Source organism: Mycetocola zhadangensis, from assembly GCF_003668565.1.
In the GTDB taxonomy this organism is placed as follows: Bacteria; Actinomycetota; Actinomycetes; order Actinomycetales; family Microbacteriaceae; genus Mycetocola_A; species Mycetocola_A zhadangensis.
In genome coordinates this window covers 828,075-854,176 of the sequence record NZ_RCWJ01000001.1, presented here as the reverse complement: position 1 = coordinate 854,176, position 26,102 = coordinate 828,075, and the positions used below count along the sequence as shown (strand labels likewise).

Here is a 26,102-nt window from a genome sequence, read left to right as displayed (position 1 = left end):
GAAAAGGCTATGTGGGACATGCACAAGCGAATCCCCCATTCTTGTGCTGTGTTCAACACAGCAGGGACTCGGTCAGTTGGCAGACTAGGACGGTGATCGTAATCGTCTGCCCTGGACAGGGCTCCCAAACTCCCGGTTTCCTTTCCCCATGGCTTGAGAACAACGACTACCTTCGCCTCGTCGAGCAGTACTCCGAGGCTGCGGGGGTCGACCTCGTCAAGCACGGCACCGAATCCGACCAGGACACGATCCGCGACACGGCAGTCGCCCAACCGCTCATCGTGGCGGCTGGCCTGCTCACCTTGCGGGCGCTTGCCGACGCAGGACATCCCGCGACCGTGCCGGGGATCGCGGGGCACTCGGTTGGAGAGATCACGGCAGCAGTTGGTGCTGGGGTGCTCACCGAAGACGACGCCATGCGATTCGTGGCCGCTCGTGCACGAGCGATGGCAGCGGCTGCTGCAACGACACCGACGGGAATGAGCGCGGTACTTGGCGGAGACGTCGATGCATTGCTCAGCCGTCTCGACGAACTCGGCCTCCAGCCGGCAAACTTCAACGGGGGTGGGCAGATTGTTGTTGCTGGAGCGCTCGATGCTCTCGCCCGTCTCTCGGAGGATCCCGTGCCAGGAACTCGCGTGATTCCGCTCCAGGTGGCTGGCGCCTTCCATTCTCGTTATATGGAGCCCGCACGCGAATCCCTGGCATCCGTTGCCGCTGGACTGACGGCATCCGACCCGGCTCTTCGCTTGTGGAGCAACAACGACGGCAGCATCGTCGACAATGGCTCGCGTTTTGTCGAGCTTCTTGTCGAACAGGTCGCCTCGCCGGTTCGCTGGGACCTCTGCATGGAGGCTTTCGCTCAGAGTGGCGTCTCGGGCATCGTTGAGGTTGCACCGGCAGGCGCGCTGACCGGCCTCGCCAAGCGTGGCCTGAAGGGCACCCCTGCCGTTGCCGTCAAAACCCCAGCTGACATTCCGGCAGCGCTCGAACTGCTTTCCGCATAATCAATCTCCGCAACCGAGAGAGACGAATGACCATTCCTATACTTCAGCAGTCCCAGGGACCCGCGTTCACACGGATTTTGGGGATGGGCGCCGCTCGCGGTGACCTGTCCGTGCCGAACGACGACCTCATTGAGCCCATCAACTCATCTGATGAGTGGATTCGTCAGCGCACAGGGATCATCGAGCGCACCCGAGCCAGCCAGGACGTGCTCGCCGTCGACCTCGCGTCCGACGCCGCGAAGGAAGCGATCGAGGCCTCAGGCATCGACCCTGCCCAGATCGACGCCGTGATCATCGCCACGATCAGCAACATCCAGCAGACCCCGTCGATGGCTGCCGTGGTGGCCGATCGTGTTGGTGCGAACCCCGCCGCCGCCTACGACGTCAACGCGGCCTGCGCCGGGTACCCCTATGCGATCGCCCAGGCGGACTCGCTCATCCGCACCGGCGTCGCGAAATACGCCCTCGTGATCGGCGCTGAGAAACTTTCTGACGTTGTCGACCCGGAAGATCGCTCCATTTCCTTCCTGCTTGGAGACGGTGCAGGCGCAGCGGTCATCGGACCAAGCGACTTCCCCGGCATTTCCGCAACGGTCTGGGGTTCAGACGGGTCCAAGGCCGGAGCCGTCGGCATGAACGCGACACTGCAGGAATACCGCCGCGGCGAAGCACCATGGCCCACCCTGCGCCAGGAAGGGCAGACCGTCTTCCGCTGGGCAGTCTGGGACATGGCAAAGGTTGCGAAGGAAGCCCTTGAGAAGGCCGGCGTCACCGCAGACCAGCTCGCCGCGTTCATCCCGCATCAGGCGAACATGCGCATCATCGACGAGTTCGCCAAGCAGCTGAAGTTGCCGGAGAGCGTTGTGATCGCCCGCGATATCGCGACGACAGGCAACACAAGCGCCGCGTCCATTCCGCTCGCCACCCATCGACTCCTGCAGGAGCACCCTGAGATTTCCGGCGGTCTGGCCCTGCAGATCGGCTTCGGAGCCGGACTGGTATTCGCGGCCCAGGTCGTCGTCCTCCCCTAGCCACACCCCTCATATGCCCGAACCGGGCGCAATGACCCCAATAGACTGGTTCACGGTCAATCGATACTCAAGGAGATAACACCATGGCACTGTCCACTGAAGAAGTCCTCGCCGGCCTGGCCGAGCTCGTCAACGACGAAACCGGAATCGCTGCAGACACCGTCGAGCTCGACAAGTCCTTCACCGACGACCTCGACATCGACTCGATCTCGATGATGACCATTGTTGTCAACGCAGAAGAGAAGTTCGACGTGAAGATTCCGGATGAGGAAGTCAAGAACCTCAAGACCGTCGGCGACGCCGTCGACTTCATCGTCAAAGCACAGGGCTAGCCCCCTGCGATGATGAGGACCGGGTCGCGGCAGACCCGGAACCCGGTCCCTCATCACGCCGCACGAGCCATCCCTGAGATCGCTTGTATCGCTGACCAGCACCAAGAGAGTTTCATCGAATGACCAAAAGAATTGTCGTAACCGGAATTGGTGCGTCGTCACCGATCGGCGGGACCGCCCAGGATTCCTGGGACAGCCTCCTCGCCGGCGCATCCGGTGTTCGCACCCTCGAACAGGACTGGGTAGCCAAGTACGAGCTCCCCGTCACCATTGCCGGGCAGGCCGCCGTGAAGCCAACGGATGTGCTCCCCCGCATCGAGACCAAGCGTCTCGATCCCTCCAGCCAGTTTGCGCTCATCGCCGCGCGTGAAGCATGGGCTGATGCCGGAACCCCCGAGGTCGACCCCGAGCGGCTTGGCGTCGACTGGGCGACCGGTATCGGTGGAGTGTGGACCCTGCTTGACGCCTGGGACACCCTGCGCGAGCGTGGACCTCGTCGTGTGCTTCCGATGACCGTGCCGATGCTGATGCCCAACGGTCCAGCTGCGGCGATCGGTATGGATCTCGGAGCCCGTGCCGGAGAGCGCACTGTTGTCTCCGCGTGCGCCTCAAGCACTGAGTCGATCGCGAATGCTTTTCAGCACCTGCAGGCCGGGCTCGCTGATGTCATCATCGCCGGTGGTTCGGAAGCCGCGATTCACCCGCTTCCGATCGCGTCATTCGCCGCCATGCAGGCATTGTCGAAGCGAATGGACGACCCGGCGACTGCGTCGCGTCCGTATGACATCTCGCGCGACGGATTTGTCCTCGGTGAGGGAGGAGCGGCCCTTGTGCTTGAGACGCTCGAGCACGCTCAGGCCCGCGGAGCACGGATCTACGCCGAGGTGCTCGGCGGAGCAGTCACCAGCGACGCTTACCACATCACCGCTCCCGACCCCGAGGGATCGGCAGCTGCCCGCGCGATGATCGCCGCAGTGGAGAATGCCGGTCTCACGTTGACCGATGTCGTGCACGTGAACGCGCACGCGACATCAACTCCGGTAGGCGACATCGCCGAGTACAACGCGCTGCGCCGGGTCTTCGGCGACCACCTCGACTCGATCGCCGTCAGCGCCACCAAGGCGTCGACGGGACACCTCCTCGGTGGCGCCGGCGCGATCGAAGCGCTGTTCACCGTCAAGGCGCTGCACGAACGTGTAGCTCCCCCGACAATCAACCTGGAAAACCAGGACCCGGCGATCCCGCTCGACGTCGTGACGTCACCGCGCGACCTCGGCTCAGGCGACCTCCTGGCGATCAGCAACTCGTTCGGTTTCGGCGGCCACAACGCCGTCGCCGCTTTCAAGAGCTTCTAAGCACGAACAGAACCCCGCACGGCGACCGCCGTGCGGGGTTCTGTTCGTTTCAGGACCAGTCGGTTTCACCATCCGCACCTGTCGGGAATCATCACCGACCTGCACAGCGTGCCACCGTTGGCCCCGGGTTTCGAGGGCGAAGAGCGCCTAACCGACCTTGTGCAGCCAGATGACGCTCGAGTTGTCAGAGGCGTGGCGGAACGGTTCGAGCTCGTCGTCCCAGGCCTGACCAAGCGCAACCCGCAGTTCGCGGTGCAATTCGGCAGGGTTCGAACCGCCGACCTCCATGGCGTAACGGATGCGATCCTCAGGAACGACAACGTTCCCGGCGCTGTCTGTCTGTGCGTAAAAGATACCGAGGTCCGGAGTGTGCAACCAACGGCCCCCGTCTGAGCCGGCGGTCGGGTCTTCGGTCACTTCGAATCGAAGGTGCTCCCAGCCGCGCAACGACGAAGCCAGGGCAGCGCCCATGCCGGGCAACCCTTCCCAGTAGTACTCGGCGCGCTGGGCGCCCTTCAGCACCGGCTGGTCCCCCCACGAGAAGTTCACAGCACGACCAAGAGCGCGACCGGCAGCCCACTCAACGTGCGGGCACAGAGCGCGCGGTGAGGAGTGAACCAAAATCACTCCTCGTGCGACAGATGCCACCATGTTTTCCTCCTTTTTCCCGTGGTACGTCTTCCCCAACGACCGGTGAAAAAAAGCAAGCAGCAGCATCCGTTATTCAGTTGTGGCGCGAAGGCGTCTCCGTCATTATGCCCCAGATAGCACAGGAATCACAACGATGTGATTATGTCGACCCGGCGTGTCTTCATAAAACTCTATACTGGGTAGAGATTGGCGAGAGACCCGAGGAGCCCCATGGCCGTGAAAGACGCGATTCTGGCGATCCTCACACTCGGTTCTGCCTACGGGCTGCAGTTGCGCGACGAACTCATCACTCGCGCTCCGCACCGCGCCGGGCTCAACGTCGGGCAGATCTACTCGACGCTTGACCGGCTGTCGAAGGCCGGGCTCATCAGGTCAGACGATGCGACGGACGACAATCTTCCTCTCTACGCCCTGACGTCGGCCGGGCGCCAGGCTGCGGAGGACTGGTTCGGCTCCCCCACCCCGCCTGACGTTCGGGACTGGTTCGACATGGCCGACCAGGTGCTCGTCGCCTCCAGCATCCCTGGGGCTCCGTGGCGCGCAATCGTGAACGGACAGATCCGGTCATGGACGGCGATAACGGATGCTGTCGCCAGCGATCCGCACGATACGTCGAGTTCCGTGCAGGGCGCTTTGGCAGTCGCAGCAGAGAACCACGTTGCCCAAGCGGCCCTGACCTGGCTTCGCGAGACCGAAGCTCGACTGACCGACGTTGGGGATCCTGCGGTGCCGCTTCGCAGCATCCGTCCACAACGTGGCAGGCGACCCGGGACATTGTCGAGGCCTTGAACCGTGCCGAACGCCGTCGATACCCTGCGAAGCATGGGACATGTTTTCACCGTCGGCCACTCGACGCAAGCGATCGAGCAGTTCGTGACCCTGCTGGCCGGATACGGCATCACCTCCGTCGCGGATGTGCGGACGGTTCCGAAGTCACGACACAACCGACAGTTCTCTGACGAGGCGCTGAGCGCGAGCCTCGGGGATCGCGTCATCGAGTACCGACATCTTCCTGCGCTTGGCGGGTTGAGGCGTCCATCGAAGGACTCCCTCAACGCCGGGTGGAACAATGCGTCGTTTCGTGGTTATGCCGACTATATGCAAACCGAAGCATTCGCGAATGGGCTCGAGGAGCTGATCGCACTGGGCAGCGGAAAGACCGTCGCTGTCATGTGCGCCGAGGCCGTGCCGTGGCGCTGCCATCGATCTCTGATCGGTGACGCGCTGCTCATTCGCGACTTCGCGGTCGACGATGTTCTGAGCGCCACAAGTATTCGGCCGCACGTTCTGACGGGCTTCGCCAGGGTCGACGGGCTCACCATCACATACCCGCCCGTCGACGGGGAGGCCTGAGCGATGGCGGCGCAAACCGGCTCACGGCAGGTCGTGAGCGTTGACGGGCGGCGCGTGACCCTGACGAATCTGGACAAAATCCTGTACCCGGAGACCGGAACCACCAAGGCCGATGTGCTCCGTTATTACGCCGAGATCGCTGACGTGATGATTCCCTACACCGCGCAGCGCCCGGCCACCCGTAAACGGTGGGTGCACGGCGTGGGCACACCCGCCGAGCCGGGTGAGGTTTTTTATCAAAAGAATCTCGACCCGGCATCAACGCCCGAGTGGGTCGCGCGCCGATCGATCGAGCACAGCAGCCGAAACAACGACTATCCGCTCGTCAACGATCGAGCGACACTGACCTGGCTGGCCCAGATTGCCGCACTCGAGATACACGTTCCGCAGTGGCAGTTCGAGCGCACGGGTGGCGCGCGCAATCCAGACCGGCTCGTGCTCGACCTTGACCCAGGCGAAGGGCTCAGCCTGCCCGACTGCGCGCACGTTGCCCTCCTGGCGCGGGACATCCTCACCGGCATGGGCCTGAACCCTTTGCCTGTGACCAGCGGAAGCAAAGGCATCCACCTTTACTCGGCGCTCGACGGCTCGCTCACCAGCGACCAGGTGTCTGACGTTGCCCACGAACTCGCGCGGGCGCTCGAGTCCGACCACCCAGACCTCATCGTGAGCGACATGAAGAAGACGCTTCGGGTGGGCAAGGTGCTGATCGACTGGAGCCAGAACAACAGGGCGAAAACCACTATTGCGCCTTACTCCCTTCGCGGTCGGTTTGCCCCAACCGTTGCCGCGCCGCGCACCTGGGAGGAGCTCGAGTCTCCGTCCCTCGCGCAACTCGATTTCGAGGAGGTGCTTGATCGGGTGGCCCGTTCAGGCGACCTGCTCGCCCCCCTGGCCCCCGCTCGGACGGCGGGACTCGAACCAACACCGGAGCATATGGCGCGGTTCGAAAGCACAGCCGCTGCCCAGGACCGCCTCGCGAAGTACCGCAGCATGCGTGATGGAACGAAGACACCCGAGCCAGTGCCTGATGAGGCGGCAACCCTCACGAGCGGAAACTCGTTCGTGATTCAGGAACACCATGCCCGAAGGCTGCACTACGACTTTCGGTTGGAACACGAGGGCGTTCTGGTCTCCTGGGCCGTGCCCAAAGGGCCACCGCTTGACGGTGCGGAGAACCACCTTGCCGTGCAGACCGAGGACCACCCGCTGGAGTATGGAACCTTTGAGGGACGGATCCCGAAGGGTGAGTACGGTGCGGGAGAGGTCAGTATCTGGGACTCAGGTTCGTTCGAGCTGGAGAAATGGCGCGAGGGCAAAGAAGTTATCGCGACCCTCACGGGGAGACCAGACGGCGGGCTCGGCGGGGTGCCGCGAAAATACGCTCTCATCCACACGCGGCGCCCGGGGGCGGAAAACAACTGGCTCATCCACCTCATGGACGGCACGGCCAGGAAGACCGGCTCACAGCATCCGTCTCCCCCGAAATCTCCGGACGCGGTAACAGCCCAGGAGCCGCGGAGAAAGAGCACAAAACGGTCGTCCATCACCGCCCCGACGACACCACTCAACCGGACCGTCATCGAGCCAATGCTCGCTGCGGCCGGTGGAGCGAAGGATCTCGATGGAGAACACGACTGGGCGTTCGAGATGAAATGGGACGGTTACCGGGCGGTCGTTTACATCGAGGATGGTGACGTCCGTCTGTTCAGTCGCAACGGCAACGACCTCACCGACACGTTCCCTGAACTCGCGCAGCCGCTTCGAGATGCCGTCGGCGCACAATCTGCCGTCCTCGACGGCGAAGTCGTGGCTCTCGATAAGAAGGGCCGGCCGAGTTTTCACCTCCTCCAGTCGCGCGCCGGTCTCAGCGAGGACGAATCGGCGGCGCGCTCGGCGAGCATCGAACTCATGCTCTTCGATCTGCTTGAGCTCGAGGGACACGACATCACCGGCGACGACTATGACGTTCGGCGAGCGGCGCTCACGCAGGTGGTGACTCCGACCGGACCTGTCCGGGTCCCGCCAGAGTTCGATGGGGATTTTGAAGCCGCTCGAGAATCGAGTTCGCAACTGGGGCTCGAGGGGGTTGTGGCGAAGGAACGAGACAGTCCCTATCTGCCTGGGAAACGGTCACGCTCCTGGATCAAGGTCAAGCACGAAATGATGCAGGAGGTGGTGATTGTGGGCTGGCGGCCGGGTGCGGGGAGCGCGACGAACGCTGTGGGCTCGCTCGTCCTCGGCATCCCCGATGAGCAAGGCATTCGTTACGCGGGTCGCGTCGGTACCGGCTTCACGGATAAGGACAGGCGGTCATGGGTCAAGAAGTTCACGCAGATGGCGGTCGAATCTCCCCCGGTGCACGACGCCCCAAGCGACGAAATCTCGCACGCAAAGTGGATCCGCCCCGAACTCGTCGGCGAAGTGACATTTCTGCAGTGGACATCCAGCGGGGCGCTTCGGCACTCCTCGTGGCGCGGCTGGCGCCCGGACAAAACCGCCCGTGACGTACGCATCGAGTAGCGGCTAAACGTCGAGCAACCGCTGGCACGCCGCTTCACAACGTCGACACGCGTCGGCGCAGACCCGGCAATGGCTGTGCCGCTCGGCGTGCCGCTCGCATTCTTCGGCGCTGAGCGCGCTGGCGGCTCGGCAGGCCGCCAATAGTGCGCGCCGCAGGTTTGCGTCATACGTCGGGTGGCGAGACAACACTTTTGCTGTCGTTCCAGCAACGTCCGCACAGTCAAGCGTCGCTCGAATGCAGTCGGCGAGGTCGGGCAGGTCCGGTTCTGACAGGCAGGCTTCCGCACAGGCCGTCGCTGTTTGCGCCCCTTCAATGCAGGCCTCGATGCACTCGGCCAGTGCTGCCCGATCGATGTGCGGAAGCGGCCGTGGATGGGCTCGAAGCATCGTCGTCGCATAACTCATCGCTAACCCCTTTGTTGCGGTGCGACGGTGCTCGCCACTACAGGGGTGTCGCACGTGCCCCCTCGTGCACCCACCATAGATTGGCGAGCATGAGTCCGCCAGCCTTTTCCGGCATTGGGCGCGAAACGACCTACGCCCGCACGCTCAGCTCCGTCAGCGGCACTGGTGTTGGGCGTTCACACGTGCTGCTGATCGAAATCGACTGGCCTGACCGAGCCGACGAGAGCACCGACTCCATGACGTCCAATGCGTGGAACGCGAGCCGCGCGCTCGCGCGAGGTTCGACATCCTTTTCTGTAACCGCGAGATCGTGAAGCCCGACCCCGCGGCTCGCGTCAACATAGCCTGCGGAGACCGGGAGGGTTTCCCACTCCGTCGAGCCGAGCCCACACAGTTTGACGTCGCCGTCGAACCGGTTGGGGTCGGGAACGATCAGCGAACCTCTCTCCCCGTGGATTTCGATGTTTGCAGCCTGGGTGGCGACCGCGTCGAAGCTCATGACGAGCGTGGACAGGGCCCCGGACTCGTGGACGAGCACGCCGGTCACATGTGTGTCCGTAGAAACGGCGATGGACTCCCCCTTCCTCGGGCCTGACCCGATGGTTCGTGAGTCGCGGGTGTGGCTGGCTGCCCCGATCACGGAAGCCACAGGACCGAGAAGGGTGATGAGCGCTGAGACGTAGTACGGCCCCATGTCGAGGAGGGGCCCGCCACCCGGCAGGTAGTAGAAGTCTGGGTTCGGATGCCATCTCTCGTGCCCTGGAGTCATCATCGTCGCTGTGGCGGAGATCGGGGTGCCGATGAGGCCGTCGTCGATCGCTCGCCGCGCGGTTTGGGTGCCGGTTCCGAGCACGGTGTCAGGAGCGCAGCCTATGGTGAGGCCGGCTTTCTCCGCGGCGGCGAGAATCGTGGCCGCCTGTACGGTGTCCGCGGCGAGTGGTTTCTCGCCGTACACCTGTTTGCCCGCCAAGATCGCTTGACGCGCGATTTCGGCGTGTGCGGCAGGAATCGTCAGGTTGAGCACGAGCTGTACTTCGTTGTCGGCCATCAGTTCGTCAACGCTGAGCGACCGCACCCCGTCATACTCTGCCGCAACAGCGTCCGCGCGCGAGCGATCCAGATCTGCAACCGCGACGAGACGCACCGACTGGAGCTTGGGAAACGTCTCGAGATAGGCACCGATGATGTGGCCGCAACCGACGATGCCTATTTTCAGCGGCGCTACCTGCTTGCCCACAACATGCCCCTCTCTACGATGGTTCGGACGTGCTCGTTCTGAAGCACCTCGACCGAATGGCCCGGGGTTGCCACGAAGATGCGACCGGCGCCCCACTGCCGTGTCCACACCGCGGGACACACGACCGGTCGAGACCATGCGTCCCACTCGCGAGCCGGGAGCGTTGTTGTTGCGAGCACATCGATGTAGTCGTCGGTGAGCACCCAATACTGCTCGGTGGTCAGGTCGAAGTCGGGAATCCCCACGGTGATTGGATGTGTGCGGCCCGCCTCGGTCATTTCCACACGGTAGTCGATGAAATTGTCGGAGGCATCGCCCACCAGCTCATCGGGGTGTTTTCCGGGATGGCAGGCGAATTGACCACCGATGAGGTGGAGGTAGTCCGAGTTGTTCCGGTACGAATCCGCGATACCGCCGTGCCAACCCGCCAGGCCGGTTCCAGCTTCGATGGCGGACCGAAGACCGGCGACTTCCTTCCTCTCGATCGTGCTCATCGTGTTGCACTGAACGATGAGGTCGACGGTCGCCATGTAGTCCACCTCAGCGTAAATCGCCGGGCCGTCTTCTACTCTCACCGTGTACCCGGACGACTCGAGGTGAGGGATAAACAGGTCGGTTGTCTCGACGGGTTGGTGCCCGTCCCAGCCTCCTCGCACAACGAGAGCGGTGCGGTTGGTTGCCATAACTTTTATCTCCCTCGATCGCGCGCGACTGTGGCCGACTATCGGCAACGCAGTCACGAGTTTGCGCGCCGGACGCGACTGCCTCCGCGGTCGTGAGGATCGCCCCGTCGCGACAGTGTCTAAATGTAGCGAGACACAACAAACAAAGTCAACCGCGCGCAGACGTGCGAGCCTCGCAGTCCCGTCTGCGCTATCGTCCAGCGGTATGAGCTTCCGCGGTCAGTTTGTGACGCCCGCTTGCGAGCGCCCCGCAGGAGAAGTTCCTCCCTCGAACCCGCCATACCGAGCCCACGCGAGCACCCGCCCAAAGAAGACATCCCGGTGACTGTGGAACCGGCATCCGTTCTCAGCGCTACCGCAGATCAACCGTATCGAGCCCCCGCGCCGTCGGTTGAGTGAGGAGAATGCGATTTGCAACGTCGCCCTCTTTCGAGGTGAACAACGCGGGTGAACGCGCGCCCGGAACAGTTAACCGAGCAGTTTGGCTTTGGCTGCGGTGAACTCTGCGTCAGACAGGATTCCCTGCGCGTGCATGGTCGCGAGGCTTTGCAGTTGCGACTGCAGGTCGCCCCCTGGCGAGGATGGCGCCGCGGCCGCCTGCTGCTGCTGCTGCTGATATTGAGCTGCCTGTTGAGCGGCAGCCTGCATCTGGGCCTGCTGTTGCTGCGCTTCATACGCTTGCGCCTCCGCTGCTTGTTGCGCGCTTGCTTCCTGGCGCGAGCGAACCCCACCGGAAACCGCCGTTGCGGTGCCAGCCACAACTGCCGTAGTTGCTGCAGCACGGAGCAGCCCCCCGCGTCCTGCACGTCGACCCAGCATAATTTTCTCCTTTGGCTTGGTTGGGGTCACGCCGTTGCGGCGGTGACAACTTCGTTGATGACCGGAGCGGGAATTCGCTCCGTGAGAAGGACGCGGCCGCCAGCTCGGTAGAGCGTCTGAGCGAACTCGCGGACCCAGAGGTGTTCGATGACCAGAAGCGCCGCAGAGGTGTCCGGCGGAATCGCGTCGGCGAGGTCATCGACGTCTTCTTCTCCGGCGAGTCCGAGCTCTAGGACCTCGAGCCCTTCCAAGCCGTATTTGTCCTCGATCTCCTCAAGCTCCATGACCGTGAGGTCCCCGTCGCTGGAGCGAGAAACGAAGAGCAAATCGAGCAGACGAATGCTACCTGACTGCACCAGCTCGAGGATCGCGTCGAGGACATTCGGGCCGGGGTGTGCTCCATCGAACCCGATCAGAAAGATCTCGACGGGACCATACTTGAATTCGGCTTCCTCAGCAGTGGGCTGCGTGCCTTCGCTGGTTTCGCTTTTCATCGGATATTCCTCTCGGCGCGTATATTGACACGCAAACATCGGTCGGTCATGTTGGGACTGACGCTAGTGCTGTGAGGCAGGGTGATCATCATCCCTCGGGGATGAAACAATCAGTGTCACTTCGCAGGGCGGCGGCTCGCTGTCGTGGGCTCTCCGACACAGGCTTGCAACGGCAAGACGTTGCGATGTGACCACACCTACCCGCTTCCTGGGCTAGTCCCCCGCGTCCATCGCACGGCGATCGCTGCGAAGGTTGTTGTTGTTGTGCCTGAGTGCGTAGCGACGCCCGAGCGGACCGGCCGAGACTCCATGCAGCACCACGCTCAGGAGTACGGTGCACGCAACAGCGGATACAGCGCGACCGACTGGTTCCGAGTTGCCCAGCTCCTCGATTGCCAACAGCGCGAATACGACCGAAGCGAGACCGCGCGGCCCGAACCAGCCCATGAACAACGCGGTTGAGGTGTCCAAGCCTGTTCTCGGCAATGCGAGAGCCACTGGCACCATCCGAATGACAGTGAGGCTGGTTACGGCGTACAGGATCGTCGAAACCGACATGAACTCGAGAGCTGCCGGCACCAGTGAGGCGCCGAAAAGAAACCACACCCCGAACGCCAGCACCTGACCGAGCAGCTCGGGCAGTTCCCCGACTTCACGGAGTGCCGAGTCATCAAGCCGCATACACGCACCGAACGCGATGCCCGCGACAAAGGCCGCAATGAACCCATTGCCCCCGAAAGTCAGGGCGAGCGCGAAACTGCCGAGTGCGGCAGCCAGTGCCGCGACGCGTCGTCCACCGAAGGAGACCCAGTTGCGTTGCCATCCCAACGTGATGAGCCTCGCTCCACCCCACCCTATGGCAAGCCCGACGAGTACCCCGATGCCCAGTTCCACGAGCGGCCCTGCTCCTGCTTCGTGCCCGCCATTGACGCTGAGCTGAGTCGCCGCGACCGCTAGAGCGAAAACGACTATTGGCGTGACGATGCCGTCGTTGAGCCCGCTCTCGACGTTGAGTGCGCGTCGAACCCGCGTCGGAATGCGTTCATCACCAATGGTTTGCGCGCTGAGTGCTGCGTCGGTTGCGGCCAGCGAAGCGCCGACGAAACCCGCAAGCGCCCAGCTCAGATCAACGAAAAGCACTGCAGCGGCTAACGTGCCCAGAAGCACTGTCAGGGGCAAACCGATAGCCAGCAAACGAACGGGCACGCTGATATCGTGCCTCAAGTCCGACACGTTCACCCTGGACGCGTCAGAAAACAGAACCATGGCGAGCGTCAATTCCGCCAGAAGATGAACGGATTGCGTCTCGATGTTGACCGAGATGGGCCCCCACTCCGGATTTGCCAGCAGGAAGCCCGAGACGGTGAACACGACCGGACCCGTAATGTTCCAGCGAGCGAGGCGATCCGAAATCACTGCCCAGCCCAAGACGATCACCATCAAGATGGCGAATGCTGATTGGGTCACCGGCTCGTCCTTTCTGCTTATTGGGTGACTGCTGCGCGTCTCGAGATTCAATGGATGACGCGACGATAGTCCCGCGCCGGGTCCTCAACCTCACGCTGCGTGTATGAGATGTATCGCGTGCGCCCTCACACGCACGCAGCTTGCACGCCGCAGCTACTCGTGCGTTCTGATGGTGGGTCTCCCTAATTGGTCCAAACCTGTGCCCGATACGACAATTCATCCGTCCGGGGTGATTCGCGCCGACCAACATCCGCGAAGTGTAAGCCCCAACGAACTGGGGGCACTCGCGTTTGCCCACGCGGGTTCCAATCCCAGAGCCACTTTCGCTCGGGCACATTGGTCCGAGCGGTGAAGGAGTATCAGGTGTCTATTGAGGAATACGAACAGGGACAACCGTTCCCCGGGACAGTTGCACGAACGATCGAGGAGTCAAAGCCAGCCTGGCCGGCGCCACGAAGGTCGCGGGAAGGATCGCCGAATATCCTGTTCGTTGTCCTCGATGACGTCGGATACGGCCAACTGTCCTGTTTCGGTGGGCTCGTGGACACACCGAACATCGACAGGATTGCTGCGAGCGGCCTGCGCTACGCGAATATGCACACCACAGCGTTGTGCTCGCCCACCCGCTCGAGCATCCTCACCGGACGCAATCATCATTCCAACGGTGTCGCCTGCATTATGGAATTGGCAACAGGCTACCCGGGCTACGACGGTCGCATGCCATTCGAAAACGGTATGCTCCCCGAGATACTGGTTGAACAGGGCTACAACACGTTCTCGGTCGGAAAGTGGCATCTTTCCCCGTCGGAGGACAACACTCCGGCCGGTCCGTTCCATCGTTGGCCTTTGGGTCGCGGGTTCGAGCGTTTTTACGGATTCCTCGGCGGTGAAACAAACCAGTGGTATCCAGACCTGACCCAGGACAATGCTTCGGTTCGCCCACCGTCCACGCCCGAAGAGGGCTACCACCTGAGCGAAGACCTTGCGGATCAAGCGATCAAAATGATCGTCGACGCGCAGGTGAACGCTCCGGACCGCCCCTTCTTCATGTACTACGCGAGCGGTGCCGGGCACGCCCCTCACCATGTTCCGAAGGAATGGGCCGACCGTTACGCCGGCGCATTCGATATGGGGTGGGATGCGTACAGAGAGACGGTGTTTGACCGGCAGAAAGAACTGGGGCTGCTTCCCCATGATGCCGAACTATCGCGCCACGATCCCGACGTGCCGGAATGGGACACGCTCTCCGATGATGAACGTCGTCTTTACTCGCGCATGATGGAGGTCTACGCAGGATTTGTCACACACGCGGATCACCACCTCGGCCGTGTCCTCGACACGCTGGAGAAGATAGGCGAGCTGGACAACACGCTCATCATGATCATCTCGGACAACGGCGCTTCCTCCGAGGGTGGCGTGTCAGGGTCATTCAACGAGATGCTCTTCTTCAACAATGTGCCGGAGGATTTTGAAGAGACGCTGGCCAGGATCGATGACTTGGGCGGTACCAAGTCCTACAACCACTATCCATGGGGCTGGACCTGGGCCGGCAACACTCCCTTCCGGCGCTGGAAGCGAGAAACATATCGCGGCGGCGTAGCCGACCCGTTCGTCGTCGCCTGGCCCGCTGGCTTTTCAGCGCGGGGTGAGATCAGGAGCCAGTACGCCCACGCAATCGACATGGTGCCCACTGTTCTCGATGCGCTCGACATCGAACCGCCGAAGGCCATACGGGGCGTGAGACAAGCTCCCATCGAGGGCGTCAGCTTCGCCCACACCTTCATGGATGCCGACGCCCGAACGACTCATACAACTCAGTACTACGAGATGTTCGGGCACCGTTCCATCGACCATGACGGATGGCGCGCTGTCTGCCCGTGGCCTGGCGCCAGCTTCACCGAGTCGGCAGAAGTCGGTCGCAAAGTGGGTGACCCGATCACAGCCGAACTGCTGGAGCAACTTGACCGTGAGGGGTGGGAGCTTTACGACATCACGGAGGATCCCTCGGAATCTCGCAACGTGGCATCCCACCATAGGGATCGACTAGAAAAGATGATCGCTCTCTGGTGGTCTGAAGCAGAGAAGTACAAAGTTCTGCCGCTGGATGGCTCACTGCAGTCCCGTCTGGCCACCGAACGCCCACAAACGTCCAAGCCTCGCAGCCAATATGTCTACTACCCGAATGGTTCGGTCGTTCCGGCCTTCGCGGCTCCGCCGATTTTCAATCGACCATACTCGATCGAGGCGGACGTGGACCTGCCTTCGGATCGCGTTGAAGGTGTCCTTGTGGCTCAGGGAGGCGACGCTGGCGGATACAGCCTGTACTTCGACAAAGGCCGCTTGACATACGTCTACAACTACGTGGGGCGAGACGAATTCGAGGTGTCCTCGCCTGATCCAGTGTCCTCAGGCCGACACGTGATTCGATTTGAGTTCGAGCCGACCGGAGAACCGGACTTTGGAAACGGCAAGGGCGTTCCTGGGAAAGCTCAGCTTTACCTCGACGGCGCCCTGATTGCCAGCACCGATTTCCCCCACACCACACCATTCCTTTTCGAGCTCGAAGGCCTGAGTTGCGGCTATGACTTCGGTGCGCCGGCATCCAGTGGCTACGAACCGCCTTTCGAGTTCACTGGGAGGATCCATTCGGTCACGTTCGACCTCGCCGGCGCGCTCATCAAGGATGACGACACCGAGATAGCACGCCTGATGGCGCAACAGTGACGCGGGCGGCCCGGGACTCCGTATACGCTGTGGGTGTTGTCGACCGAAGGAATCGTATGCCCCCACACATCGAGCACTCCCCGCCGGAGCGCGCCACCGACCCGAGCGAGCCAAGCGCACCCGACCTCGAGACTGATGAGAGCACACCTCCCCGTCCCGAGGAAGAGATCGCTGACGTCGTGCGGGCCGAACCCGACGTCGAGGACCACCCAACGATGTGAATGCATTTCTCCGGCAATCCATTGCGCGGCTTGTACCGCGCTGAGCCGGGCGACAATCGTGGTCGACGCATCTATCTTCCTGCACGCGGAACGGGCGCTCTCCCGACTCACGGTTTAGAGGGGGCTGCCGACCCAGCACCCTTCGCCACGTGGTTATGTGCGCCCGGGGGCGGCTCAAATACCGTCGTTGGCGAGAACAACAACACGCTCAAAGGCCAGGGCACGTCGGGAGGAAAGGGCCTCCCCCGCGTCTGCGCGGGAGAGACTCTTTAGTCCGAAACCCATGGGCTCCCCTCGGTCCATTTTCGAACCAGACATCAGTTCACAGGTTGGAAGTAGTTCTCGATCACCCAGTTCGACACCCGGTGTCCGAGCTCGTTACCGTCCGTCATCGCCGAACGGAAATGCAGCCCGAGCCAAATTCTCGCATTCATAGTATCTTCGTCCAGCTGCGCTGCACTGTCGTAGTGCCGGGTAACGGCGCCTCCCACCAAGTTGAGGTCGAGCGTCTCAGCGCCGAACAGGTAACTCAACGTGTGAGACGCAGCCCCTACATTGCACGCGTGGCCACTGACGTAGTCCGGGTACGGCGGGGTTACAGGCGCAAGTGGAGTCCACCCGGGCTCGGGGTCGGTCGCCGGATTGCCGTCTGTATCGGCCAGCTCGATCGCTGTGACCGGACGCCAGAAACCGTACTCATACTTCGAGTGCCAGCAGGAGATCAGGGTGTCGGCCAGCGACGTACCCATCAGCGCGAACGCGCGGGCACTTTCGACGATGTCATACCCACGACGCGTCACTTCGTCTCGCAGGCCCGCTTGGAGTTGGCTCACGACGTTGAAGTTGAAGAACAGCGCCGTCGCGGTCTGCTCGGGGGTGCGCGACGACCCTTCGCTCTCACCGAAGTCTCGCACTTCCACAAACTCCTGCGCGTACTTTTCGCTGGTCATCTCAGGCGGTCCGGGCAGGGGGAAGTCTGCCGGCGAATCATAGGTGAGCGGTTCAACGAATCCGAGCCAGGGCACCGCGAACTCGGTCAGCGAGGGTGGTGTCGGCCGCCACACCCCGGGAGCGGGTTCCTCGGTGAATGGCTTAGCGACTCCGATTCCGTCGTTTCGCCGCTCCGCGATCAGCGCCCCTGCGGCTCGGAGTCCGACCCGAACGCCGTGCACGGACGCGGCGTCTCTGCGCACGCCCTCGAAGGAGGCGAGATAGGAGGCGCGCAACTCGTCTGCCGAGTTAGGAAAGTAGTACCTGAGAACGGTGAAGGCCGCGGTGGCGGCCGCAACCTCCGACGACGCGTGCTGCTGAACGCGACGCTGCTTGAGATACGGCTCGTACCTGCCCTCGATCGCGACGACGGCGTCGTACATCGCGATGGACACGAATCCGAAGTAGAGAGAGGATGACGGCACCGGCGTCTGGTTCTCGGTGAAAATGGTGCGGTCAGCGATTTCGTTCCATTCCGCGATCACAGCAGGATCGGCGCCTGGGTGGCGGTCGGCGACGGCCGCGGTACTTGCAACGGTGGGGGCCAGAATGCCGGCGGTCGCCACAACGGCTACCCCGAGCATCCTGAGCCTGTTCTTGAACATGATGAGCCTCCAACAAGGATGAGTGGATGGCTTGCACTGGTGGGGGTGCGCCCGGTCGCGTCCGAGGCAGGCTTCAGAACAAGCTCTGCTGGGTGAGATTATCCTCCTCGATAGAGGCACCCTGCAAGGCTTCCGGTTGCTCTCATGAGCGACCTCCGCGCGGCTCGACTCGGTGCTCTGACAACCTTCGCTTCGGAGCGCGTGAGGCTTGAGCCGGTCGGTGTGCATTCACCCGATTCCGTGCAGTTGCAGGCAAGCGTGTGCTCGGCAACGCCGGTCTCGGATCACGCCGATTGGCATTTCTGTTCGGGGTTCCGGTCGACACACTGTTGAACGCCGAAGTGCGGCTAGGGTCCAGCAACGAGTCGCGGCCGCCGCATCGATGCGTAACTCTTCCGAGTAGTAGCGAGCACATTCAACGGCAGGGTTTCGGTCGGCAAGACTCTCGGGTGACCGGGTTTCTTGTAGGGCGGACGGGACTTGAACCCGTGACCGACGGATTATGAGTCCGCTGCTCTAACCAGCTGAGCTACCGCCCCGAACGGTGTCTACTCGTCAGACACCTGGATGGGAATCGCCTCGGTGACCGGATCGGTCACCGCTTGTCCACGATACATGCTCTCAAACGTTGAAAGAGTGCGCTGGATGTCGTGCGCCTTGATCATGCGCAACGATTCTCGCTTCATGGCCGTGAGCTTGTCGTCTGACGCTGTGAGAACATCCGTCAATCGATCTGCAAGCTCAGAAACGTTGCCCGGCTCGAAAAGGTACCCATTTGCATCGTCGTGAACCAGGTGCGGCAGCGCCATCGCATTCGCGGCGACGACAGGAAGAGCGGATGCCATGGCCTCCATGGTCACGATGCTCTGCAGTTCTGCAATTGATGGCATTGCAAGCACCGTGGCACGGGTGTAGGTCGACCGAAGTTCTTCGTCGCTGACGTACCCGGTGAAGGTAACCCGGTCACCGAGTCCGAGCTGCTCGGCGAGCGTTTCCAGGTTGCGCTTCTGGTCTCCGCCCCCGACAATCTCGAGCTTCGCGTCGAGCGAGGGGTCGAGGGTCGCGAACGCCTTGATGAGAACGTCGATCTGCTTCTCGCCCGTGACACGGCCGACAAACAGGATGCGGTTCTCGGTGCGCGGCTCGAAGCTCGGGGTGTACATGTGTGCGTCAATGCCGCACGAGATGGCATGAACGTCGGTGAGGCCTGTGTACTTCTCGAGGAAGTCCGCTGCGCGCCGCGTCGGCGTGGTTACCGCTTCAGCGAGGCTGAGGTTTCCTCTTGCGAGCTTCCACGCCCAGCGGACGAGGCCTTCTCGGAATCGCTCGGGAAGCAGGGTGAACTCGAGTGCGTTCTCGGGCATGAGGTGGTTGGTGGAGATGATGCGGATGCCACGCTTCGAACCTTCATTTGTCAGGCCACGGCCGACGATGAGGTACGACTGTGAATGAATGACATCGGGCTGCACGGCGTCGATGATGCGCGCTGCGTTGCGGTTGACCGTCCACGGCAGGGCGAAGCGGAGCCAGTCGTGAGGGTACCAGCGCCAGCTCGTGAGGCGGTGCACTGTCATTTCCTGACCCTCGTGGGTCTCGGTCCAGGTTCCACGCTTACGCGATGCTGCCGGAGCGACAACGTGGACTTCGTGACCACGTCCGACCATTCCCGCCGCCAGGCGCTCTGCAAAGCGGGCAGCACCGTTCACATCAGGTGAGAACGTGTCGGCCCCGATCAGGATTCTGAGCGGTCGCTTACCGGCAGTGAGCTGATCGACTGAGCCGTCGGTGTTCGAGTGAGCTGAATCTGGCAAGGTGGGGGGTTTCCTCCGTCATCGGCCGGGAAAGAACTCCCCCGACCACATCCCTTGGCTGGCAGCCTTCTGGGATCGATCGGTTTCATTGTATCCGGACCGTGGTGGGTCTTGCAGGAGCCCGTTCGCGTGCCGCCCTTTGAGTGCCAGCCACGTTTGGGGGTGAATGTGGCACAAGTGTCGATCCGCGCCGGGCTCAGTCGTCATCTCTGTAGCGGCCCTCGAACCTGGCCGCTAGCCTGACCAACCAGAGAAAGGAACTTTCATGAGGTACACGCTTCTCCTCAACAACCCGGAGCCCGAGGATGTGAACATCAGCGAGGAAGACATGGAACCCGCTCGTGCGGCATTCGATGCTTACGCCAAGTCCCTCGCGGACGCTGGAGCACTGGTTAACGTCGATATCCTTCAGCCTGTTGCCGCGTCGACCACCGTGACACTTCGCAACGGCAGCCTTCAAATTCAGGACGGCCCGTTCGCCGACACCAAGGAGAAGCTCAACGGCGTGTTCGTGATCGATGTTCCCGACCTGGACGCTGCGCTCGCGTGGGCCGAGAAGTGCCCAGCGACGCAATACGGGGTTGTTGAAGTTCGTCCAACCGCGCTGTTCTTTGCGGACGGGCAATGGCGGAGCAGCCAGTAGCGGCTCGCGAGGCGGCCGAGCAGGTTGTGCGAAATTCATACGGACGCCTGCTCGCGCTTCTCGCCGCGCGCAGTGGCGACATTGCCGCAGCGGAGGACGCGCTCGCTGACGCTCTCGAGCGGGCCGTCACCATCTGGCCCGCAACGGGGGCGCCCGCGAATCCTGAGGGATGGATCTTCACGGTGGCCAGAAATCGTCTCCGCGACCATTACCGCTCGGCGGCCGCACAGACCTCGGTGGTTCTTCACGACGTGAACGGCTTCGACGAGACCTGGGACGACATATCAATTGACTCCATCCCGGATGAGCGCCTCGCGCTGCTCTTTGCGTGCGCGCACCCCGCTATCGATCCGGCGATGCGCACCCCGCTCATGTTGCAGACCGTCTTAGGACTCGACGCCAACCTGATCGCGGACGCATACGTGATCCCGCGACCGGCTATGGCGCAGCGCCTCGTCAGGACGAAAAGACGAATTCGGGACACCCGGATCCCATTTCACGTGCCCGACCGCTCGGAGATGCCCGCACGCCTCACCGCGGTTCTTGAGGCGGTCTACGGCGCCTACGCCATCGACTGGCGTGGCATTTCCGGAACTACGCTGCGTGATTCTCTGGCGAGCGAAGCTGTCTATCTCGCAGAACTCATCGCCGATCTCCTCCCAAACGAACCGGAGGCTCTCGGACTTGCGGCGCTCCTGCGCTTATCGAGTTCGCGCGCGTCGGCCAGAGTTGAGCCTTCCGGCGAACCCATTCCCCTCGACGAACAGGATTTATCGCTGTGGGATGCTGTCGCAATTGAGCGCGGGGAAACGTACCTTCGAAGCGCATACGCGCTTCGGCAGATCGGCCGATTCCAACTGGAGGCAGCGATCGAGTCAGCTCATTGTGCACGTGCAAAGACCGGACGAACTGACCACCGAGCCCTTCTGGCGCTATACGACGCGCTCCTTCATGTTGCACCATCGCTCGGCGCGCAAGTCGCACGCGCAGCCACGATCGCTGAACTGAACGGTCCCGAAGCTGGGGTAGCCGCACTCGACGGAATCTCCTCCGCGGGGGTTGAACGGTTTCAGCCTGCCTGGGCAACGCGTGCGCACCTGCTCGCCCAGGCAGGGAACACTGTCGATGCCGTACACGCCTATGAGAAGGCAATCTCGCTCACGACCGACGCGTGGACGAGAACCTGGTTGCGCGAGCGCGCAACCCGCGTCATCGCAGCTGGAACGCCGTAACGCCGACCGCAGCGTCAGCACGACCGGATACCCAGTCCGAATGGTGCCGGGAGACGCGAGTCCCTCGTTGTCCTAGGAACCGGTGGTTACTAGCGCGCGGATCGCGCCACGCAACCATTCACGATATGCCGTTTCCGTCCAGTCAGAATCCAGAATCAACGCACGATATGTATCCGGATGTCCGACCGCCCAGATTGACGCGGCCACCTCCGAATCGGTTGTTTCCGCTCCCAGTCCTCCAAGCACTCGAAATCGACGCGCGGCTTCTTCGTAGTTGCGCAGTCGCCTGAGGGCCCTGTTTCGTTCCAATTCGTCAACATCAGCGTCGACGGCGGCGGCCTGACGGATCAGTCTGTGCATCTGGTGGGCGCGGGTATTCACCTCAACAAGCCAATCGGTGAGCACAGCGACCGCCTCCTCGATTTCGCTCGTCGATTCCATCCGCTCGCTCATGAACTCCGGGACAGGCGTCGGCGACTGAGCGCCTGCAACGGTTGCGTCGAAGACGGCGTTGAGCACAGCCGACTTGTTGCCAATCGCGTTGTAGATCGTTTGGACCACAACACCCGCTCGTTCAGCTACAGAGTCAATTGTGGTCGCCACGTAACCGCGTTCCATGAACAGCGACGTCGCCGCCTCGATGATGCGCGCTCGAGTGGCCGCGGCTTGCTCGACTCGCAATCGTTGGCGTGAGCCCTTGACCGTCTCCATGTCGCTCGAGTACCCTTCCACTCATTAGAGCCTGATTCTAACGGAGGAGTGATGGAACCGTCCACCATCATCATCGGAGCGGGACAAGCTGGTCTCGCGGTCGCCCACGAGCTCGAAGAACGGTCGGTCAGTTGTGTGGTGGTGGACCGAGCTGAAGCGATCGGTGACCCGTGGCGCGAGCGTTGGGACTCACTCCGACTGTTCACGCCAGCGGTGCATGACGGGCTTCCTGGCCTGCCATTCCCCGCTCCGCCGGCGTCACTTCCGTCAAAGGATGAGTTTGCTGACTACTTGAATGTGTACGCAGGCACCCTATCGGCTCCAGTCCACCTTTCAACGTCGGTGACACGAGTGACGAATGCTGGTGATCGATATCTCGTCCAAACCAGTTCAGGACTGATGGAGGCAGATTCGGTCGTTCTGGCGACGGGCACCCACCCACTGCCACACGTCCCGGCGTTCGCCACCGACATCGCCGCGGACATTCGCCAGCTCCATAGCAGCGGCTACAGCAAGCCGGACGATTTGCCTTCGGGCACGGTGCTTGTCGTAGGGTCCGGTACCTCGGGGCTGCAAATAGCGCTCGATCTCGCACGGTCCCACGACGTCACGGTCGCGGGGCGCCCCACACCTCACATCCCGGATGCCATCTTCCGCTTCGCTGGGGCGGCGTACTGGGCCCTGGTGAGCCACCTTCTAACAACGGCAACTCCGGTTGGGCGCAAAGTCGCCGCCACCTTTCACGACCGCGGCGCCCCGCTTATCTCGGTCTCTCCAGGCGACATCGATCGCGCCGGGATCATGCGCGTGGCCAGGATAACCGGAACGGATGCCGGGCGACCGGTCACACAGGACGGCGACGTTCTCACGCCGCGCTCCATCGTCTGGGCGACGGGCTATCGGCCGAATCTAGACTGGGTGGACGGACTCCCCCTCGACGCGCACGGGTGGCCGATCTCCATACGGGGTGTCGTTGACGCAGTGCCGGGCCTTTACACGGTGGGCTTCCCATTTCAGTTCGGGCTAACCAGCGGGCTAATCGGGGGCGTCGGTCGTGACGCCGCCCACGTGGCGGGCGCCATTCAGAGTCGTGTTTACCCGCCGGAGGCGATACGTTCGGACACGCCAACCGGGGGCACAAAGTCCGACGAACGAACCGGTTCTTAGCGGGGCAGTCCGGTTCGCTCTAGGCCTGAACCTGCGGATGGTGCCGTGCCAATTGGAACACTCCCCAGACGGCGAGAGCGCCGGCGATGGCGAACCCGAACACGGCCCAGAGAGGAGCCCCACTCGCCTCGTCGAGAACGACGATTCCGATGGCGACGGCCACCATCGGATCGACGACCGTGAGGCCAGCGATGACGAGGTCTGGCGGGCCCGACGAGTACGCCGTCTGCACGAAGTAGGCGCCAATACCGGTGGCGGCGAGCAACGCAATGACGCAGAGGATCGTGAGCCAATCGAAGTTCTCGTTGACGATGCGGTTGATGACTACCTTCGCGAGCGTCGCAACGAAACCGTAAATGATCCCGGCAGCCAGGATGAAGAAGATCGCTTTCGACCGCTTGCGGAAAAAGACGAAACCGAGCGCAAAGAGCGCGAGGACAACACCAAGCATGACGAGAATGATGATGAGGTCCAGGTCGGAGACCGGCTTCTCACCACCGACGAGGGCGGCGACGGTCACGAACAATGCAACGCCGCCCACACAGGCGGCGATCGCGACGACGCTCGCATGGTTGAGCTTCACCTTGTTGATACGCGCGTTAAGGATCGATGTAATCACGAGTGCGATCGCGCCGAGGGGCTGCACAATGATCAGCGGCGAGAAGGCGAGGGCGCTGAGCTGAAACGCGATCGCGAATCCGAGCATCAGCGTTCCGAGCACCCACGACGGCCGGGTGAGCAGCAACTTCATCTGCCGAACGCTGAGTCCGCTTGTCGCGTCAGCGCCGCTTGTGGACTCCACTTTGGTGACACCGCGGTGCTGGAATTGTGCGCCGAGCGACAGGAATACCGCACCGATTATGGCGAGTGGGATGCCGATCAGTTGGCTGGGGTTGCGAACGAACTCCGCCGTCAGCTCGTTGAAGTCGTTGCTCGCAAACATCACGATGTGAGCCTACAACGGGCGCGAACTGGTTAGGCTCAACGAATGGCCATTCTCCCCATTCGCATCACGGGTGACCCTGTGCTGCACTCCCCCGCTGACCCTGTGACCGTCTTTGATGACTCCCTCCGGCAGTTGGTCGCCGATATGTTCGACACCATGGATGCCGCTCCAGGTGTCGGCCTCGCTGCACCTCAGGTGGGCGTGCCCCTCCGACTTTTCGTCTACGGCTACGACACCGACGAGTTCGGCCCGTGGCGGGGTGTCGTCATCAACCCGGAACTCTGGATCACCCCGCCGCCTGCGGGCGAACCGGACGAGGAGGAGGAAGCGGAAGGCTGCCTGTCGTTCCCGGGTGAGCGCTTTCCGTTGCGCCGCGGCGATGACGCGATCGTCACAGGAGTCGACCTCGACGGAAACCCCGTCGAGCTGCGCGTGAGCGGCTGGCGTGCTCGGATCCTCCAACACGAGTTCGACCACCTCGACGGGTATCTCTACGTCGACAGGCTCGGCAAGCACGACCGCAAGATCGTTGCGAAGGTCACCCGCAAGATGGGCTGGGGTGTCCCCGGCGCCCAGTGGATGCCCGGGGTCGACGACCTCGACGCCTGAGCCTCAAAAGAAATAGCGCCGACCGCGGGGAAACCCGGGCCGGCGCTATTTTGCTGCATGAAAAAAGGCCACAGGGGTGGAGCCCTTGTGGCCTTTTCGCTCCTCGACTTGGACTCGAACCAAGAACCTACCGGTTAACAGCCGATTGCTCTGCCAATTGAGCTATCGAGGAATATTTCGTTGCGTGAATACTTTACCAAAGCTTTGCGAAACACAAAATCGAGAGCGTCACGCCGGGCGATTCGCGTCGACCACCGAGTGTTCGTCTGCCTCGGCGAGACCCGCCAGAAATGGGTGTGCCCGCTCACGGAGCAATTCATCGATCGGCGCGAGCCCCACAATGCGGCCCTGGTGCAGCGCAGCCACACGACGCGTGGTGTGTCGAAGCAGGGGCAGGTCGTGGCTCACCAGGATGGCGGCGAAGTCTCCTTCGACACGCAACCGTTCAATGAGTTCATTGATCGATGCGCGAACTGTGACGTCGATCCCGGCCGTCGGTTCATCTGCGATGAACAGCCGCGGGGACAGCACGAGTGAACGTGCAATGGCCACGCGCTGGCGCTGGCCGCTCGAGAGCTCAAAGGGGTATTTGTCGAGCAACGCAAGTGGCAGCTGCACCTGGTCGAGCATTGTGGCGACGCGCAAGCCGACCGCTTTGCGGTTGTAGTGACGGTCACGAGCCAGGATGGGCTCGCCGATGATGTCTGCGACCGTGAGTTCGGGAGACAACCGCGCCGCGGCATCCTGTGGCAAATATGCGACGTGGAATGTCAACTGCGTGAGTGCTTTTCGACGGATGCCACGAAGCGCATGACCGAGGACGTGCGCCTGTCCACCGGAAATTACAGGGGCAGGGTCTGTGCCCCTCGCACTTGTGAGGTCTCCAGCGAGCACCCGGGCGAGTGTGGACTTACCCGACCCGGTCTCACCGACGAGCCCGATCACCTCGTTGCTGCCGACCCGGATACTCACGCCGTCGACGGCACGGTGTGCCGGGCTTGGCCGGCGCGCCGGATAATCGATGGTGAGATCGTCGACAACTGCGGCGTCACCTGTGTGTGGCGAGGAGATCATGGTCCTATCCTG

Annotated in this window: 25 protein-coding genes and 2 tRNA genes; 13 read left to right on the top strand and 14 right to left on the bottom strand. The window is 62.5% G+C overall.

Going from position 1 to position 26,102, the window contains the following annotated elements:
- The first annotated feature begins 92 nt into the window (after positions 1–92).
- The 4 genes from D9V28_RS04130 (at position 93) to D9V28_RS04115 (ending at position 3,725) form a co-directional block, all read left to right on the top strand.
- On the top strand, positions 93–1,007 hold the full coding sequence (locus D9V28_RS04130; RefSeq protein ID WP_121658394.1) for an ACP S-malonyltransferase: 915 nt from the start codon (positions 93–95) through the stop codon (positions 1,005–1,007).
- A 26-nt stretch (positions 1,008–1,033) separates the two neighbouring features.
- Complete coding sequence (locus tag D9V28_RS04125; protein ID WP_121658393.1) at positions 1,034–2,038, top strand: beta-ketoacyl-ACP synthase III; 1,005 nt, start codon at positions 1,034–1,036, stop codon at positions 2,036–2,038.
- An 83-nt stretch (positions 2,039–2,121) separates the two neighbouring features.
- Entirely contained in the window at positions 2,122–2,370 is a 249-nt protein-coding gene (locus D9V28_RS04120; protein ID WP_108391126.1) for an acyl carrier protein, read from the top strand.
- 119 nt (positions 2,371–2,489) lie between these two features.
- Positions 2,490–3,725 (top strand): beta-ketoacyl-[acyl-carrier-protein] synthase family protein, encoded by a 1,236-nt coding sequence (locus D9V28_RS04115; RefSeq protein WP_121658392.1) that lies wholly within the window; start codon positions 2,490–2,492, stop codon positions 3,723–3,725.
- A gap of 147 nt (positions 3,726–3,872) precedes the next feature.
- Here the strand turns inward: D9V28_RS04115 and D9V28_RS04110 are convergent, their stop codons facing one another.
- A complete protein-coding gene (locus D9V28_RS04110) occupies positions 3,873–4,376 on the bottom strand; it encodes a DUF3145 domain-containing protein (protein WP_121658895.1) in 504 nt (167 codons plus the stop codon).
- 210 nt (positions 4,377–4,586) lie between these two features.
- On the opposite strand from D9V28_RS04110, the gene D9V28_RS04105 reads away from it, so the two are divergent.
- From D9V28_RS04105 to D9V28_RS04095, 3 genes are read left to right on the top strand one after another with little or no spacing between them, the layout of a single operon-like run.
- Positions 4,587–5,165 (top strand): PadR family transcriptional regulator, encoded by a 579-nt coding sequence (locus D9V28_RS04105; protein ID WP_121658391.1) that lies wholly within the window; start codon positions 4,587–4,589, stop codon positions 5,163–5,165.
- A 33-nt stretch (positions 5,166–5,198) separates the two neighbouring features.
- Complete coding sequence (locus D9V28_RS04100; protein ID WP_121658894.1) at positions 5,199–5,729, top strand: DUF488 domain-containing protein; 531 nt, start codon at positions 5,199–5,201, stop codon at positions 5,727–5,729.
- A 3-nt stretch (positions 5,730–5,732) separates the two neighbouring features.
- Positions 5,733–8,252: an ATP-dependent DNA ligase gene (locus D9V28_RS04095; protein ID WP_121658390.1), complete on the top strand. Its 2,520-nt coding sequence runs from the start codon at positions 5,733–5,735 to the stop codon at positions 8,250–8,252.
- A 3-nt stretch (positions 8,253–8,255) separates the two neighbouring features.
- Here D9V28_RS04095 and D9V28_RS16525 read toward each other — a convergent pair whose 3' ends face one another.
- The 6 genes from D9V28_RS16525 to D9V28_RS04065 all read right to left on the bottom strand — a co-directional run bounded on the left by D9V28_RS16525 (position 8,256) and on the right by D9V28_RS04065 (position 13,357).
- The gene (locus D9V28_RS16525) at positions 8,256–8,639 is read right to left on the bottom strand and encodes a four-helix bundle copper-binding protein (protein WP_483403577.1); all 384 of its coding nucleotides are present in this window, start codon (positions 8,637–8,639) and stop codon (positions 8,256–8,258) included.
- Between the two features lie 148 nt (positions 8,640–8,787).
- Positions 8,788–9,894: a Gfo/Idh/MocA family protein gene (locus D9V28_RS04085; RefSeq protein ID WP_229727718.1), complete on the bottom strand. Its 1,107-nt coding sequence runs from the start codon at positions 9,892–9,894 to the stop codon at positions 8,788–8,790.
- Complete coding sequence (locus D9V28_RS16220) at positions 9,879–10,577, bottom strand: ThuA domain-containing protein (protein ID WP_121658388.1); 699 nt, start codon at positions 10,575–10,577, stop codon at positions 9,879–9,881. The genes D9V28_RS04085 and D9V28_RS16220 overlap by 16 nt, the downstream gene beginning before the upstream one ends.
- Positions 10,578–11,045: 468 nt before the next feature.
- Positions 11,046–11,396: an SHOCT domain-containing protein gene (locus tag D9V28_RS04075; RefSeq protein ID WP_121658387.1), complete on the bottom strand. Its 351-nt coding sequence runs from the start codon at positions 11,394–11,396 to the stop codon at positions 11,046–11,048.
- A gap of 26 nt (positions 11,397–11,422) precedes the next feature.
- Positions 11,423–11,890: a DUF6325 family protein gene (locus D9V28_RS04070; RefSeq protein ID WP_121658386.1), complete on the bottom strand. Its 468-nt coding sequence runs from the start codon at positions 11,888–11,890 to the stop codon at positions 11,423–11,425.
- A gap of 213 nt (positions 11,891–12,103) precedes the next feature.
- Entirely contained in the window at positions 12,104–13,357 is a 1,254-nt protein-coding gene (locus D9V28_RS04065; protein ID WP_121658385.1) for a cation:proton antiporter, read from the bottom strand.
- A gap of 348 nt (positions 13,358–13,705) precedes the next feature.
- On the opposite strand from D9V28_RS04065, the gene D9V28_RS04060 reads away from it, so the two are divergent.
- On the top strand, positions 13,706–16,081 hold the full coding sequence (locus tag D9V28_RS04060; protein ID WP_220700446.1) for an arylsulfatase: 2,376 nt from the start codon (positions 13,706–13,708) through the stop codon (positions 16,079–16,081).
- A gap of 56 nt (positions 16,082–16,137) precedes the next feature.
- Positions 16,138–16,302, top strand: a complete 165-nt coding sequence (locus D9V28_RS16035; RefSeq protein ID WP_183086451.1) for a hypothetical protein — start codon at positions 16,138–16,140, stop codon at positions 16,300–16,302.
- A gap of 317 nt (positions 16,303–16,619) precedes the next feature.
- Here D9V28_RS16035 and D9V28_RS04055 read toward each other — a convergent pair whose 3' ends face one another.
- From D9V28_RS04055 to D9V28_RS04045, 3 genes are all read right to left on the bottom strand, one after another.
- A complete protein-coding gene (locus tag D9V28_RS04055) occupies positions 16,620–17,897 on the bottom strand; it encodes a vanadium-dependent haloperoxidase (protein ID WP_121658384.1) in 1,278 nt (425 codons plus the stop codon).
- Positions 17,898–18,362: 465 nt separating this feature from the next.
- A tRNA-Ile gene (locus tag D9V28_RS04050) sits at positions 18,363–18,436 on the bottom strand.
- A 9-nt stretch (positions 18,437–18,445) separates the two neighbouring features.
- Positions 18,446–19,708, bottom strand: a complete 1,263-nt coding sequence (locus D9V28_RS04045) for a glycosyltransferase (protein ID WP_229727717.1) — start codon at positions 19,706–19,708, stop codon at positions 18,446–18,448.
- 265 nt (positions 19,709–19,973) lie between these two features.
- On the opposite strand from D9V28_RS04045, the gene D9V28_RS04040 reads away from it, so the two are divergent.
- Together D9V28_RS04040 and D9V28_RS04035 are read left to right on the top strand one after the other, a co-directional pair.
- A complete protein-coding gene (locus D9V28_RS04040) occupies positions 19,974–20,351 on the top strand; it encodes a YciI family protein (RefSeq protein ID WP_121658383.1) in 378 nt (125 codons plus the stop codon).
- Positions 20,333–21,583, top strand: a complete 1,251-nt coding sequence (locus D9V28_RS04035) for an RNA polymerase sigma factor (protein WP_121658382.1) — start codon at positions 20,333–20,335, stop codon at positions 21,581–21,583. The genes D9V28_RS04040 and D9V28_RS04035 overlap by 19 nt, the downstream gene beginning before the upstream one ends.
- A gap of 72 nt (positions 21,584–21,655) precedes the next feature.
- Here the strand turns inward: D9V28_RS04035 and D9V28_RS04030 are convergent, their stop codons facing one another.
- Positions 21,656–22,315, bottom strand: coding sequence for a TetR/AcrR family transcriptional regulator (locus D9V28_RS04030; RefSeq protein WP_220700445.1), 660 nt, complete (start codon positions 22,313–22,315; stop codon positions 21,656–21,658).
- A gap of 30 nt (positions 22,316–22,345) precedes the next feature.
- Here D9V28_RS04030 and D9V28_RS04025 point away from each other — a divergent pair, with 30 nt between their 5' ends.
- Entirely contained in the window at positions 22,346–23,461 is a 1,116-nt protein-coding gene (locus D9V28_RS04025; protein WP_121658380.1) for a flavin-containing monooxygenase, read from the top strand.
- A gap of 19 nt (positions 23,462–23,480) precedes the next feature.
- Here D9V28_RS04025 and D9V28_RS04020 read toward each other — a convergent pair whose 3' ends face one another.
- Complete coding sequence (locus D9V28_RS04020; RefSeq protein ID WP_371869988.1) at positions 23,481–24,407, bottom strand: DMT family transporter; 927 nt, start codon at positions 24,405–24,407, stop codon at positions 23,481–23,483.
- Between the two features lie 42 nt (positions 24,408–24,449).
- Between D9V28_RS04020 and def the strand changes: the two genes are divergently transcribed.
- Positions 24,450–25,016, top strand: a complete 567-nt coding sequence (gene def / locus D9V28_RS04015) for a peptide deformylase (RefSeq protein ID WP_121658379.1) — start codon at positions 24,450–24,452, stop codon at positions 25,014–25,016.
- A 99-nt stretch (positions 25,017–25,115) separates the two neighbouring features.
- Here def and D9V28_RS04010 read toward each other — a convergent pair.
- Positions 25,116–25,188, bottom strand: a tRNA-Asn gene (locus D9V28_RS04010).
- A 56-nt stretch (positions 25,189–25,244) separates the two neighbouring features.
- Positions 25,245–26,090 (bottom strand): ATP-binding cassette domain-containing protein, encoded by an 846-nt coding sequence (locus D9V28_RS04005; RefSeq protein ID WP_121658378.1) that lies wholly within the window; start codon positions 26,088–26,090, stop codon positions 25,245–25,247.
- Between the last annotated feature and the right edge of the window lie 12 nt (positions 26,091–26,102).

Bases quoted from the DNA above. Each gene is read 5' to 3' on its own strand.
- D9V28_RS04075 (WP_121658387.1), bottom strand. From the start codon at position 11,396: ATGCTGGGTCGACGTGCAGGACGCGGGGGGCTGCTCCGTGCTGCAGCA.
- D9V28_RS04115 (WP_121658392.1), top strand. From the start codon at position 2,490: ATGACCAAAAGAATTGTCGTAACCGGAATTGGTGCGTCGTCACCGATC.
- D9V28_RS04125 (WP_121658393.1), top strand. From the start codon at position 1,034: ATGACCATTCCTATACTTCAGCAGTCCCAGGGACCCGCGTTCACACGG.
- D9V28_RS04005 (WP_121658378.1), bottom strand. From the start codon at position 26,090: ATGATCTCCTCGCCACACACAGGTGACGCCGCAGTTGTCGACGATCTC.
- D9V28_RS04070 (WP_121658386.1), bottom strand. From the start codon at position 11,890: ATGAAAAGCGAAACCAGCGAAGGCACGCAGCCCACTGCTGAGGAAGCC.
- D9V28_RS04100 (WP_121658894.1), top strand. From the start codon at position 5,199: ATGGGACATGTTTTCACCGTCGGCCACTCGACGCAAGCGATCGAGCAG.
- D9V28_RS16035 (WP_183086451.1), top strand. From the start codon at position 16,138: ATGCCCCCACACATCGAGCACTCCCCGCCGGAGCGCGCCACCGACCCG.
- D9V28_RS16220 (WP_121658388.1), bottom strand. From the start codon at position 10,577: ATGGCAACCAACCGCACCGCTCTCGTTGTGCGAGGAGGCTGGGACGGG.
- D9V28_RS04105 (WP_121658391.1), top strand. From the start codon at position 4,587: ATGGCCGTGAAAGACGCGATTCTGGCGATCCTCACACTCGGTTCTGCC.
- D9V28_RS16525 (WP_483403577.1), bottom strand. From the start codon at position 8,639: ATGCTTCGAGCCCATCCACGGCCGCTTCCGCACATCGATCGGGCAGCA.
- D9V28_RS04055 (WP_121658384.1), bottom strand. From the start codon at position 17,897: ATGTTCAAGAACAGGCTCAGGATGCTCGGGGTAGCCGTTGTGGCGACC.
- def (WP_121658379.1), top strand. From the start codon at position 24,450: ATGGCCATTCTCCCCATTCGCATCACGGGTGACCCTGTGCTGCACTCC.
- D9V28_RS04120 (WP_108391126.1), top strand. From the start codon at position 2,122: ATGGCACTGTCCACTGAAGAAGTCCTCGCCGGCCTGGCCGAGCTCGTC.
- D9V28_RS04040 (WP_121658383.1), top strand. From the start codon at position 19,974: ATGAGGTACACGCTTCTCCTCAACAACCCGGAGCCCGAGGATGTGAAC.
- D9V28_RS04025 (WP_121658380.1), top strand. From the start codon at position 22,346: ATGGAACCGTCCACCATCATCATCGGAGCGGGACAAGCTGGTCTCGCG.
- D9V28_RS04095 (WP_121658390.1), top strand. From the start codon at position 5,733: ATGGCGGCGCAAACCGGCTCACGGCAGGTCGTGAGCGTTGACGGGCGG.
- D9V28_RS04110 (WP_121658895.1), bottom strand. From the start codon at position 4,376: ATGGTGGCATCTGTCGCACGAGGAGTGATTTTGGTTCACTCCTCACCG.
- D9V28_RS04035 (WP_121658382.1), top strand. From the start codon at position 20,333: ATGGCGGAGCAGCCAGTAGCGGCTCGCGAGGCGGCCGAGCAGGTTGTG.